Genomic DNA, 12,320 nt, shown 5'->3' with positions numbered 1-12,320 from the left:
CCGGTCGGCCCCGTTGCCGTGACAGCCGACGAGATCCCCGACCCGCAGGATCTGCGCATCTGGACGGTCCTGGACGGACACACGCTCCAGGATGCCTCCACGAGCCAGATGGTCAGGCCCGTGTCGACGCTGATCGCGCATTTGTCGGCATCCGTCACCCTGCTGCCGGGAACCCTCATCTCAACCGGCAGCCCGGGCGGTGCTGGCTATTCGCGGGATCCGCAGGTGTTCCTTCGCGACCGCTCGACGGTGACTGTCGGCGTCGAAGGCATCGGGGAACTGAAAACGCACTGCCGGATCATCGACTGATCCGGCAGTGCGTCGTTGTTGATCGGTCAGTTCGAGTAGACGACCACCGACGCCGTCGACACGACGATGATCGCGATGACGATGCCCAGCACCATGAAGATGATGCTCAGCCAGATCGCCCACTTCGCGGGGGCGTTGCTGTAGCCCGATCCCTTGCTCTGATTCAGCGCGACGATCCCGAGGATCAGGCCGAGGAGCTGGAAGAAGAAGGCGAGGATCAGTGCGACGATGCCGAGCGTCTTGCCGGGCACGACTGCCGGCGCGCCGGCGGGTGCCTGCGGAGCAGGCTGGTAGGCGGGTGAATCGGACATGGGCGACTCCTTGCGTCCATTGCGGGTGAGGGGTGGTCGCACGCCATTGAGCGACCTCGCCGCAATCTAGCGGCATATTCCCAGCTTCCGCAATGCGGTGGCTCCGTATTACAGGTCGGTGTCTCCCGTGGGAGCGGTCTCGAACCCGATGATCGGCATCGCGGCGGTCACGGCCTGAAGTCCCGAGAGCCGCTCGGGTGAGAGCTGCTTGGTCACTTCGTCGCGCGACATGAGTCCACCCTCCACCACCAGATCAGCGATGTTACGGCCAGACACCAGAGCAGACTTGGCCAGTGCTGCAGCGGCCGCGTAGCCGATGAACGGTGTCAGCGCGGTCACGACACCGACCGAGGCTCCGACCGACGCCGCGAGACGCTCGCGATTGGCGGCGATGCCATCGACGCAGTTCACGCGCAGCGTCCGCATAGCGCGTCGCATCCAGGTGATCGATTGGAAGATCGAGTGAGCGATGATCGGCTCGAAGGCATTCAGCTGCAGCTGACCGCCCTCGACGGCCATCGTGACGGTCAGGTCCGCGCCGGCTACCGCGAAGGCCACCTGATTGACGACCTCCGGGATGACGGGGTTCACCTTGCCGGGCATGATGCTGGATCCCGCCTGGCGCGCGGGCAGCGAGATCTCACCGAGCCCCGCCTGCGGGCCCGACGAGAGCAGACGCAGGTCGTTTGAGATCTTCGAGAGCTTGATGGCGTTGCGCTTCAGGGATGCCGAGAACGACATGAACGCCCCCGTGTCGCTGGTCGACTCGACGAGGTCGGATGCGGTCTCCAGGTCCAGCCCCGTGATCTCGCGAAGATGACGCAGCACCGCCGCCGCATAGTCGGGGTGGGCGGTGATCCCGGTGCCGATCGCCGTCGCACCGAGGTTGACCTCGAAGAGCAGATGCGCGTTCTCGGTGAGCCGCTGATAGTCCTGGCCCAGGGTGGTCGCAAAGCCGTGGAACTCCTGCCCGAGAGTCATGGGGACGGCATCCTGCAGCTGGGTCCTGCCGACCTTCAGAACGTCATGGAACTCCGTCGCCTTGCGAAGGAACGACTGACGCAGCAGATCGAGCTCTTCCAAGAGTGTCCGCAGATCCAGGCTCAAACCGACCTTGATGGCCGTCGGATAGACGTCATTGGTGGACTGGCTGCGGTTGGTGTCGTCGATCGGCGAGAGGAACGCGTAGTCGCCCTTGGGCCTGCCGGCTAGCTCCAACGCGATGTTGGTGATGACCTCATTCGCGTTCATGTTCGTCGAGGTTCCCGCACCGCCCTGAACCACCCCGACCACGAACTGGTCGTGGAACTGACCGTCGATAACCAGCTGCGAGGCTCGGTCGATGAGCGACGCCTTCTCGCGATCGAGAACGCCGATCTCGGCGTTGGCTCGAGCCGCCGCCTGCTTGACCATCGCGAGGGCGCGGACGAGGTCGGCGTAGACCGAAATCGGGCGTCGTGAGATCGGGAAGTTCTCGAGCGCGCGGGCGGTATGGATGCCCCAATACGCGTCAGCCGGGATCTCCATCGACCCCAGAGAATCAGTTTCAGTGCGCGCCGGAGCGGCCGTGTGGTGCGTCATAGTTCCTGCCGTTCATGAGCGCTTTCGAGAGAAGGCCTCGAGGCGCTCGTGGGGGGTGAGTGCCGCCATCCGTTCGATCCACTCCTCGGAGAAGTAGTCGCCTGTGTCGGCGTCGACGACCGGCACGACGGCGTGCGTGATCGTCGCCTCATACACGTGTACGAGGTGGAAGGACTGCCCGGCATCCATGCCGTTGACTTGATGCGCGGGCCGGGCGAGATCCATGGTGTAACAGGTGGCTGCCGAGACAGACACGGGGATGCCCGCGAAGGTCGCGCTCGTCGAGTAGTGCAGATGACCGGCGAGGATGCCGCGAACATCGGTGCCCGCGATGACCTCGGCGAGCCGCTGCTGGTCACGTAGCTCGAGGATGTCGAAGAAGGGCAAGTGAGACGGAATCGGCGGGTGGTGCATCGCGAGGAGCGTCCCGAGCGGCGCGGGGGTCGCGAGCTGCTCGTGGAGCCACCGAAGCTGGGCCTCGTCGAGGTCGCCGTGATGCCAACCGGGCACCGAGGTGTCGAGGGCGATGAGGCGCAGCCCGCCAAGATCCCAGACGCCGGTCACCGGCTCTTGCGTCGGTTCGGCATCCAACAACTGCTCGCGAAGCGCCGGGCGCTCGTCGTGGTTGCCCGCCACCCAAACCAACGGGGCCTCGAGCTCCTGGGCGAGGGGCTCCAGGAGCGCACGCAGGTCACGGTAGGCGCCGGCCTCACCCTCGTCCGTGAGGTCGCCGGTAACGACGATCGCGTCGGGACGGATGCCGAGGCTCCGCACTTTGTGCAGGGTCTGGCCGAGGTTCGCTTCGGTGTCGAATCGCCCGCCGAGGCGCCGATCACTGTCGAGGAAGTGGGTGTCGCTCAGGTGCACGATCGTCCGCAGTGCGGGCGGATACTGACCGAAACGCACGGGAGCCGAAGCCATGTCGCCAGCATACGTCGCACCGGCGACGCGGCCCTCTCGACTAGCGTGGGTCGGGTGACATCCGTCCCTGAAGCACCCCGCGCCGCCCGCCGCCCCGTCCTGCGTTCGCATCATGGTGACGAGGTCAAGGATCCCTACGAATGGCTCCGCGCGAAGGATGACGCCGACGTTCGCGCCCACCTCGAGGCAGAGAACGCCTTCACCGAGGCACGCACCGCCCACCTTGCACCGCTTCGCGACCAGATCTTCGAGGAGATTCGTTCGCGCACACTCGAGACCGACATGTCGGTGCCGGTGCGTCGCGGACAGTGGTGGTACTACACCCGCTCCGTCGAAGGGCAGCAGTATGGCATCCATTGCCGAGCGCCCTTGGCCTCGCCGGAGGACTGGGATCCGCCGGTCCTCTCCCCCGACGCCGCTGTTCCGGGCGAGCAAGTGCTGCTCGATGCCAACCGCGAAGCCGAGGGGCATGACTTCTTCGCCCTCGGCAGCTTCGAGGTCTCCACCGATGCGACGAGGTTGCTCTATGCCGTCGATACCCTCGGTGACGAGCGGTACACGATCCGTGTGCGCGACCTCGAGACCGGCGAACTGCTGCCGGACGAGATCCCCGACACGTTCGCGGGAGCAAGCTTCTCCCCCGACGGCCACCACATCGTCTACACGACGGTCGACGAGGCCTGGCGACCCGACACCGTGTGGCTCCACGAGGTCGGCACCGCGACATCCGAGGACCGCACGCTCTTCCACGAACCCGATGACCGGTACTGGGTCGGCGCGGGATTCACGCGCAGCGACCGCTACCTGGTCATCGAACTCGGCTCCTCCATCACCTCGGAAGAGTGGCTGATGGATGCCGACGACCTGTCGGGAGAGCCCCGCGTCGTGTGGCCGCGACGGGAGGGCGTGGAGTACTCGAGCTCCCACGCGATCGTCAACGGTGAAGACGTGCTCTACATTCTGCACAATGACGGCGCGCTCGATTTCGAGCTCGTGCGGGTTCGCGCCGACGACCCGCAGGGTGAGCGCGAGGTCGTGATCGCGCATCAGCCCGGTCGGCGCCTGCTCGGCATCTCGACCTTCCGCGACTGGGCAGTGCTGGGCTACCGGCGCGATGGGCTCTCTCGGCTCGCGACGTTCGACTATGCCACGGCGACGCCCACCGAGATCGTCTTCGATGAGGAACTGTACGACGTCGGGACAGCGGGAAACCCCGAGTGGGCACCGCCGATGATCCGAATCGCGTTCGGATCGTTCGTGACGCCCTCGACGGTGGTCGACCTCGTCGTCGCCACCGACGAGCGCCGCATCCGCAAGCAACAGCCGGTGCTCGGCGGCTACGACCCTGCCGACTATGGTCAGCGCCGCGTCTGGGCCCTCGCAAAAGACGGCACGCGGATCCCCGTATCCCTGGTGTGGCGACGCTCGTTCGGCGAGCCCGGCGAGAAACCTCGCCCGCTGCACCTGTACGGCTACGGATCGTATGAGCACTCCATCGATCCAGCGTTCTCGATCGCGCGACTCTCGGAGCTCGACCGCGGCGTCGTGTTCGCTGTCGCCCATGTGCGCGGCGGCGGCGAGATGGGGCGCAGCTGGTACGAGGACGGCAAGCTGCTGAGCAAGCGCAACACCTTCACCGATTTTGTCGCGGCAGCCCGCCATCTAGTCCACAACCGCTACACGGACGCGGATCATCTCGTTGCCGAGGGCGGCAGCGCCGGCGGCTTGCTCATGGGTGCGGTAGCCAACATCGCTCCGGAGCTGTTCGCCGGCATCCTGGCTGTCGTTCCGTTCGTCGATGCGTTGACGACCATCCTCGATCCGTCGCTGCCGCTGACGGTGATCGAGTGGGACGAGTGGGGCAATCCGCTCGACGATGCCGACGTCTACGCGTACATGAAGGGTTACACGCCCTACGAGAACGTCCGCGACGGCGTCGACTACCCGCGGATCCTTGCGGTCACCTCACTCAACGACACCCGCGTGATGTACGTGGAGCCTGCCAAGTGGGTCGCCCGACTCCGCGAGGTAGGCGCCGATGCGCTGCTGAAGTGCGAGATGTCGGCGGGGCACGGTGGCGTCAGTGGACGCTACAACTCGTGGCGCGAGCGAGCCTACGAACTCGCGTGGATCTTCGACGTCCTCGGGGTTGCGCAGGACTGATCCCGCGTCACACCCCGGCCCCTCACGCAGGTAGGCAAAATCACCGGCGTAGGACGGTTCCACGCCAACACCTCCTACCTCGGTGATTTCTCCTACCTGCGCGATACGAGCGGGTGCCGGTGGAGGCCCTGGGCGATGGCATCCGTCACCGTCGCCGTCACGTACTCCGGCTGGAACAGGACCTGGTGGTAGTCGAAGCGCAGGACGGTGAACCCTCGCAGGGCGCGTCGGGCGTCAGCCCGAAGATCCCGGCGGCGATCGGATGCCTGGTGATGGGCGAACCCGTCGAGCTGGACGGCGAGCCGATCACCGATCAGTCCGTCCAACGGATGCCCGTCCACCCAGACCTGCTGCGCGACCGTTACCTCGATGTTGCGCATCAGATGGATGAAGTGGGTTTCGATACCCGAGTCCGACAGCCGTGAAGCGACCGATGCCAGCCGCCGGGCGCGCTCACTCCCCCACTGGACGCGTTCCAGCACGCGCCGATCCGCGCGGCCGCTGCGCAGCGCCGACTCCCACACCGCTGCCGCGTCAGCGAGCGGCACGCAGCGCGCGACGTGGAACAGCACGTTGACCAACGGCTCGTCCGTCTGAATCGTCGAGGTAGGTGCGGGGCCGCTGCCCCAGTGCAGCCGCACCCCGGGCACACGGACGCGGGACGCCGTTCGCGCTACCGCGATATGAACCTCGTCGTGGAGCGGAGTCCACAATCCCAACGCCGAGGCTGCACTCAGGCAGGTGAGACGTCCACCAGCCGTCGCAGCTGCGCGTCGAGCCGAGGCACTGCCCGGGAGCACGAGCCAGCTCCGACGTACTCGCTCAACGGCCCCTGACGCGACAGCAACACGGACGACGTGCACAGTAAAGCCTGCCGCGGCGACCGATCGCGAGTGCGCGACGCCGCCGCGTCGGTCGAGCCATCGCACCACATCATCCACGCTCCGCATCCGTTGACTCTTGCGCGCGCACCCTGCGCGAACGGACCGATGCGCACAACCGTGGATGCCGCGCCCAACACGCCCGCCGGGGAGGAATGCTGCGCGTGAACCTGACGCAGGAGAAATCCCCAGGGTAGGACGAATCGACGTCAACACGTCCTACGCTCCGAAGACGTCCTACGCTCGTGCGCGAGCGGAGTCGTGCGCGCAGGCGGATGCCGCGAGCAGCCAATCAGCCGAAGAGAGCGGCGGCTTCCTCGTAGCGGTAGAGCGGAACGGTGTTCAACTCGCCCAGCGCCTCTTCGAACGAGACGCGAACGATATCGGTTCCGCGCATCGCGACCATCTGGCCCCACGCGCCATCGACAAGCGCGTCGGCCGCGTGCAGACCGAGGCGTGTCGCGAGGACGCGGTCGAACGCGGAGGGCGATCCGCCGCGCTGGATGTGGCCAAGCACCGTTGCACGCGTCTCGATTCCCGTGATGCGCTCGATCTCGGGGGCGATGAGTTCACCGATACCGCCCAGTCGGGGACGGTTGAACGCGTCCAGGCCCTTGTGGCTGTGCGCCTCATCCATGCCCGTGATGGTGAATCCCTCCGACACCACGACCAGAGGCGCGCGCCCGCGATCGTGGGCGCTCGTGACCTGCCGGCAGATCTCGTCGATCGACATCGGCACCTCGGGGATGCAGATCACGTGCGCCCCCGCCGCGATGCCTGCGTGCAGGGCGATCCATCCGACGTGGCGCCCCATGACCTCGGCGACCATACACCGCTGGTGCGAATCGCCGGTCGTGCGAAGGCGGTCCATGGCGTCGGTGGCGATGTTCACTGCGGTATCGAACCCGAACGAGTAGTCGGTAGCGCGCAGGTCGTTGTCGATCGTCTTCGGGACACCCAGGACGTTGATGCCGTCCTTCCAGAGGCGGTCGGCTGCCGCGAGCGTGCCCTCACCGCCGATCGCCAGGATGCCGTCGATACCGGCATCCTCGAGCGTCCGAGCGATGTTCTCGGCGCCCCCTCGCGGCCCCTCATACGGGTTGGTGCGGCTGGTGCCGAGGATCGTGCCGCCGACCTTCGACAGGCCCTTCACGTCGTGGCGCGAGAGGGGGAAGAAGTCGCCGTCGACGACGCCGCGCCATCCGTCACGGATGCCGACAAAATCGAGCCCGTACGCCGTCGTGCCCTTGAGGACAACGCCGCGGATGACCGCGTTCAGACCGGGGCAGTCGCCGCCGCTGGTGAGGATGCCGATTCTCATGTGCCGTCCCTGTTGGTGTTTCCGGATGCAAGGTGGCGACGTTGCCTCCACCGACACTAGCGTCCACGCCCCGCGGCATCCATCCCCGGGCCGCCGTGATTACTCGGCGAGCCCCCGTGGGGATGGTGCGCGGCGTTTAGTCGACCTCGCCCAGCGCCTGCCGCAGCAGGTGCATGAGCGCCGCCAGCTGCACGGAGTCGCTCGATGCCGGGTCGACAGCCTCACCGTCGAGGGCACGCAGCGCGAGACCCTGTTTGGTGTCGATCAGTTCGGCGATCTTCGTGTCGATCGTGTGCGCCGCGATGATCCGCCACGCCGTGACCGGCTCGTCCTGTCCGATGCGGTGCACGCGGTCGATCGCCTGCGTCTGCTCGGCAGCCGTCCAGCTGAGCTCCGCGAGAACGACGTTCGACGCCGCCTGCAGGTTCAGTCCGACACCGGCCGCCGTGAGCGAACACACCGCGATCGCGACATCGGCGTCCTCGTTGAAAGCGTCGATCGCCTGTTGCCGTGCTGCCGTGGTCTGCTCGCCGCGGATCGAGACGGTCCGAAGGCCCGCCTGAGCGAAGTGGCGCTCGGCAGCATCCATGACATCGATGTGCTTCGCGAAGAACACGACCTTGCCGACCGACCGCTGCAATTGCGCTGCGTAGTCGGCAGCGACAGTGGCCTTGGCCTGGCCGATACGCCGGACCATCGTGAAGACGTTCTCGCTGCCGGAACCGGCGGCCTTCGACTCTTCGAGTTCGCCCTCAGCCACGAGCCGGACGATGTCGCCGTCGATCTCGCCGGGGGCAAGTCCCCGATCGCCGCGCGCGTCGATGATGCGCCGGTATTTGGCTGCCAGACGCTCACCGAGCTCGCGCTCGGCCTGGCGGATCGAGCGCCCATACTCGTCGTCGAGCTCGACCGGCAGGTCGGCGATGAGCTTGTCGGGAAGGTCTGCGGCGACATCCTTCTTCTTGCGCCGCACGATCCCCATCGAGATGACGGCGGAGCGCGCTTCGGGATAGAAAGCCTTGTCTGCCGGGGTGAGCCCCGTCTCATCGAGCTTGGCCATCAGCTCCGCACCGGGCTTGTCGCCGGTCGTCCAGCCGAGGAAGCGCCAAATGGCATCGAAGTCTTCGACGTCGTTGATCAGCGGCGTTCCGGTCAGCGCGAGCAGCAGCGGATTGTGCACCTGCTCCTTGATGCGACTGGCCAGCGCGAGCACGTTCTGCGAGCGCTGCGACGTGAGGTTCTTGATGAAGTGGGCTTCGTCAACGACCATGCCCTTCAGCCCGATCGAACCGAGCCATGACAGGTGCCGGTCGAGAATCTCGTAGTTGACGATGAAGACGTCGGCGAAGGCATCCAGGTCCTCACCGTCGCCCGAGATGACCGTTGCGCGGCGGTGCGGCGTCCACCGCTCCACCTCGCGAGCCCAGTTCATCTTGACGACGTTGGGCACGACGGCAAGCAGCGGGTAGGCGCCGGCGACGGATGCCGCGAGCACCGACTGCGCAGTCTTGCCGAGGCCCGGCTCGTCGGCTAGGAGGAACGTGCGGTGCCCCTCGCGGACCGATTCCAGGAAGCGTGACTGGTGGGGCATGATCTCGAGTCCGCGCGGCGAGAGCCGATCGAATTCGGGAACCGGCGGGAGCTCCATGGATGCCGCCGCACCTCCGGCACCGGTCTCGAACGCCTTGTACAAGGGGCCCATGAGCTCCCACCCGTCCAAGCGGCGCCGGGGGGTGTCCCGAGGAGCCCGGACTGTCAGATCCGGAGCAAGGAACGGGTTAGCCATCTGTCGCGCCTCGATCGAGGCCGGCACCACCTGGCGCTCGGCGAGCGCAGCGGGCACGACCTGCTGCGCGGGAGCCGGGGTATCGGTGATGATCAGTTCGTCCGGAGGAAGTTCCGCGCCGGATTCGAGCAGCCAGTCGCGGCGCATGCGACGCGCCACGGGCGATGTCGCCTGATCGACCTCGAGTAGCTGGATGAGGGACGTGTCCCGCGCAGCGGTCTTGGCAAGGATCGTCGCGACGCCGTCAAGACGCTTGAGCAGCTCGGCGCGCGCGGCATCCGCGATCGAAGGGTCGGCCTTCACCCGGGCGCGCTCCTCGCGAACGAGGAACGCGATCACCTGGAACTTCACGCGGTTGGTAGGCCCGAGCTTGCCGCGCTGGGCCTTTGCCTCGACCTCGCGCACCTTGCGCGCGAGGATCGGGATGATCGGGGCCTCGTCGTCGCGGCGAGCGGACGAGGATCTCTTGCGCCGCTGAGCGGCGGTTGCCGTAGCCGGCATGCTCCTCCTGAGCGTTGATACATCTGTGACCGCCGCCGTCATGGCGTCGGATGAGCGTCTGGGACAGACGCGATCTCACTTGAACATCGACTCCTGCGGCTCACGACAGCACGGGCACTCGCTTCTGCGAGCTGTGCAATGTGACGCGGCGTCGCTCCTAGTCTAGCGCGAGTGCGAGGCGCATCATCACTGCCACAGGGTGGCGACGATGTCCTCGGTGTAGCCCTCCGGTGCGAAATTCACCCAGTGGGTGGCGACCCAGCCGGTGCCGCGCAGATAGTGCGTCTCGCCGATGGTGACGATGTTGTCGTCGCGGTCGATGGCCTGCTGCTCGATGCGGCACACCGTCCCTGCGCCGAGTTCCTCACACGCCATACCTGAGCCGGCGAAGGCGTTCAGCAGTGCCGCGGACTGGTCAGCTGAGACGAGCGAGACGTTGGTCACCAGGCCCGGCGCCCCGGCGGCACCCCACGAGCACCGCAACGTCGGAATCCCGGAGTTCAGAATCTCCAGGGCTGCGACGTTCTCCGTCGCGTAGATCGTGATGCCGGGGTCGTTCAGTGGCGGGTTGGTGCCGTTCAGCTCGGCGAACATTGCGGGCGAATACAGCGCTTCGCACGAATCCGGCACCCCGAACCCCGCGTCCGCGGTCGGCGAGGGTTCGGGTGTCGAGCTTGCGCTGGGAGCGGGAGGAGTCGTGGACTCGGATGCCGTCGGTTCGGGGGTCTCCGTCGGCAGCGCATCGCAGCCCGCGAGGACAAGGACGCCGGCGACCAGCGCGGCAACGGCGAGGGATCTCGAACGCATCCTGTTCTCCTTGGGCTCGACAGCAGGAGCGACGATACCCCGCGCTTGCCTGTTCTGCTGTCCCCCGCGCCGACCGGTGCGTAGGCTGAAGGCATGAGCGACACCACCGACCAGATCACCGAGGCACAGCTGGCAGCCACGATCGACCACGCGATCCTCAAGCCAGAGTTCACACGGGACGACGTCGACGCGCAGCTGACGATCGCCCGGGACTGGAAGGTCTTCAGCGTGTGCGTCCGCCCCTCCGACATCGCCCATGCCGTGCAGTTCCTCGCCGGCTCCGGCGTCGCCGTCGGCACCGTCATCGGCTTCCCCCACGGAACCACCTCGACCGCTGCGAAGGTGGCGGAGACCCGACAGGCCGCGGCGGACGGAGCCACCGAGTTCGACATGGTGGTCAACATCGGCGCGCTGCGATCGGGATTCGACGATGTGGTCCGTGACGACATCCGTGCCGTCGTGGAGGCCGCGGGCGGCGCTGTCACCAAGGTCATCCTCGAGGTCTCCCTCCTGGACGATGAGCAGATCGAGCGGGGTTCCCGACTTGCCGAAGAGGCAGGGGCCGACTTCGTGAAGACCTCGACGGGCTTCGCCGGCGGAGGCGCCACGGTCGAAACGGTGAGTCTCATGCGGCGCACCGTCGGGCCGGACACGCAGGTCAAGGCGTCCGGTGGAGTACGCAGCCTCCAGGACGCATTGGCGATGCTCGAGGCTGGCGCGACCCGACTGGGCACGAGCGGCAGCGCGACGATCCTCGGCGAGCTTCGGAGCATCGCTGCCGGGGGAACTGCCAGCGGCGCGGTGGACGAGTCCTCGTACTAGCTCTCAGCCGCCGTGATCAGTCAGTGGACTGATCACGCGCGAGAATCTCGCGGGTGCGCTCGACATCGTCGGCGATCTGGGTAACCAGAGCGTCGATGCCCTCGAACGCCCCCATGCCACGGATGCGCTCGACGAACCTCACTTCGACGTGATGACCGTAGAGGTCGAGGTCGGTCTCGTCGAGCACGTAAGCCTCGACCTGGCGCGATGCGACGTCATCGAACGTCGGATTCGTGCCGATGCTGATCGCTGCCGGGTACCGGATGCCGGGGCGCAAACCACTGGCATCCGCTTCGTCGATAAGCCATCCGGCATACACCCCGTCAGCCGGAACGAACCCTTCGAGGTCGTGGCTGAGGTTCGCTGTCGGGTACCCGATCTCTCGTCCGCGCTTGAGCCCGTGGACGACCTCGCCGACCACGGAGTGGTCGCGCCCGAGCAACTTCCGGGCGCCCGCGACGTCGCCGGAGCTCAACAACTCCCTGATCCAGGTCGACGAGACGCGCCTGCCTCGGTCGGCAGCTCTCACGTCATGGACGACATCGACATCGAAACCGTGACTGAGGCCCAAAGCGGTCAGGGACTCCGCCGTGCCGGCGCCACCTCGCCCGAAGCGGAAGTCGGCGCCGACCAGCACGGCTTGGGCTGCCAGGGTGTCAACGAGCACCAGGCGCGCGAACTCGTCGGCTTCCAGTGACGCGAGATCTTCGTCGAATCGCAGCACCAGCACGGCGTCCACGCCGGTGTCGGCAAGCAGACGCACCTTCTGGTTCACACCGATGAGGTTCTCGGGGCACTTGTCGGGAGCCAGCAGCGCAAGCGGATTCCGGTCGAACGTGACGGCGACGACGGTGGCACCCATCGACACTGCCTTCACTCGTGCGCGGGCGATCACTGCGCGGTGACCGGAGTGCACG

Annotated in this window: 11 protein-coding genes; 3 read left to right on the top strand and 8 right to left on the bottom strand. The window is 66.8% G+C overall.

Going from position 1 to position 12,320, the window contains the following annotated elements:
- A partial coding sequence (locus Q1V87_RS09435) for a fumarylacetoacetate hydrolase family protein (protein WP_300591985.1) occupies positions 1-309 on the top strand: 309 nt, incomplete at its 5' end.
- Positions 310-335: 26 nt separating this feature from the next.
- Here Q1V87_RS09435 and Q1V87_RS09430 read toward each other — a convergent pair.
- From Q1V87_RS09430 to Q1V87_RS09420, 3 genes are all read right to left on the bottom strand, one after another.
- Entirely contained in the window at positions 336-620 is a 285-nt protein-coding gene (locus Q1V87_RS09430; RefSeq protein ID WP_300591984.1) for a hypothetical protein, read from the bottom strand.
- A gap of 108 nt (positions 621-728) precedes the next feature.
- On the bottom strand, positions 729-2,201 hold the full coding sequence (locus Q1V87_RS09425; protein WP_300591983.1) for an aspartate ammonia-lyase: 1,473 nt from the start codon (positions 2,199-2,201) through the stop codon (positions 729-731).
- Between the two features lie 12 nt (positions 2,202-2,213).
- Positions 2,214-3,122, bottom strand: a complete 909-nt coding sequence (locus Q1V87_RS09420) for a phosphodiesterase (protein ID WP_300591981.1) — start codon at positions 3,120-3,122, stop codon at positions 2,214-2,216.
- Positions 3,123-3,176: 54 nt separating this feature from the next.
- On the opposite strand from Q1V87_RS09420, the gene Q1V87_RS09415 reads away from it, so the two are divergent.
- Positions 3,177-5,285, top strand: coding sequence for a S9 family peptidase (locus Q1V87_RS09415; RefSeq protein ID WP_300591979.1), 2,109 nt, complete (start codon positions 3,177-3,179; stop codon positions 5,283-5,285).
- 92 nt (positions 5,286-5,377) lie between these two features.
- On the opposite strand, the gene Q1V87_RS09410 is transcribed toward Q1V87_RS09415, so the two are convergent.
- From Q1V87_RS09410 to Q1V87_RS09395, 4 genes are all read right to left on the bottom strand, one after another.
- Complete coding sequence (locus Q1V87_RS09410) at positions 5,378-6,235, bottom strand: DUF559 domain-containing protein (RefSeq protein WP_300591977.1); 858 nt, start codon at positions 6,233-6,235, stop codon at positions 5,378-5,380.
- A gap of 223 nt (positions 6,236-6,458) precedes the next feature.
- Positions 6,459-7,487 (bottom strand): 6-phosphofructokinase, encoded by a 1,029-nt coding sequence (locus Q1V87_RS09405; protein ID WP_292712005.1) that lies wholly within the window; start codon positions 7,485-7,487, stop codon positions 6,459-6,461.
- 136 nt (positions 7,488-7,623) lie between these two features.
- A complete protein-coding gene (locus Q1V87_RS09400; protein ID WP_300591975.1) occupies positions 7,624-9,774 on the bottom strand; it encodes a DEAD/DEAH box helicase in 2,151 nt (716 codons plus the stop codon).
- Between the two features lie 186 nt (positions 9,775-9,960).
- Positions 9,961-10,581, bottom strand: coding sequence for a hypothetical protein (locus Q1V87_RS09395; RefSeq protein ID WP_300591973.1), 621 nt, complete (start codon positions 10,579-10,581; stop codon positions 9,961-9,963).
- A gap of 93 nt (positions 10,582-10,674) precedes the next feature.
- Here Q1V87_RS09395 and deoC point away from each other — a divergent pair, with 93 nt between their 5' ends.
- On the top strand, positions 10,675-11,403 hold the full coding sequence (deoC, locus tag Q1V87_RS09390) for a deoxyribose-phosphate aldolase (RefSeq protein ID WP_300591971.1): 729 nt from the start codon (positions 10,675-10,677) through the stop codon (positions 11,401-11,403).
- A 16-nt stretch (positions 11,404-11,419) separates the two neighbouring features.
- Here the strand turns inward: deoC and Q1V87_RS09385 are convergent.
- Positions 11,420-12,320, bottom strand: a 901-nt coding sequence (locus Q1V87_RS09385; RefSeq protein ID WP_300591969.1) for a bifunctional riboflavin kinase/FAD synthetase, incomplete at its 5' end; no start/stop codon positions are given.

The sequence above is a fragment of the Microbacterium sp. genome (assembly GCF_030149085.1).
In the GTDB taxonomy this organism is placed as follows: domain Bacteria; phylum Actinomycetota; class Actinomycetes; order Actinomycetales; family Microbacteriaceae; genus Microbacterium.
The sequence above is the reverse complement of the archived record's forward strand: the minus strand, read 5'-3'. Positions and strand labels throughout refer to the sequence as shown.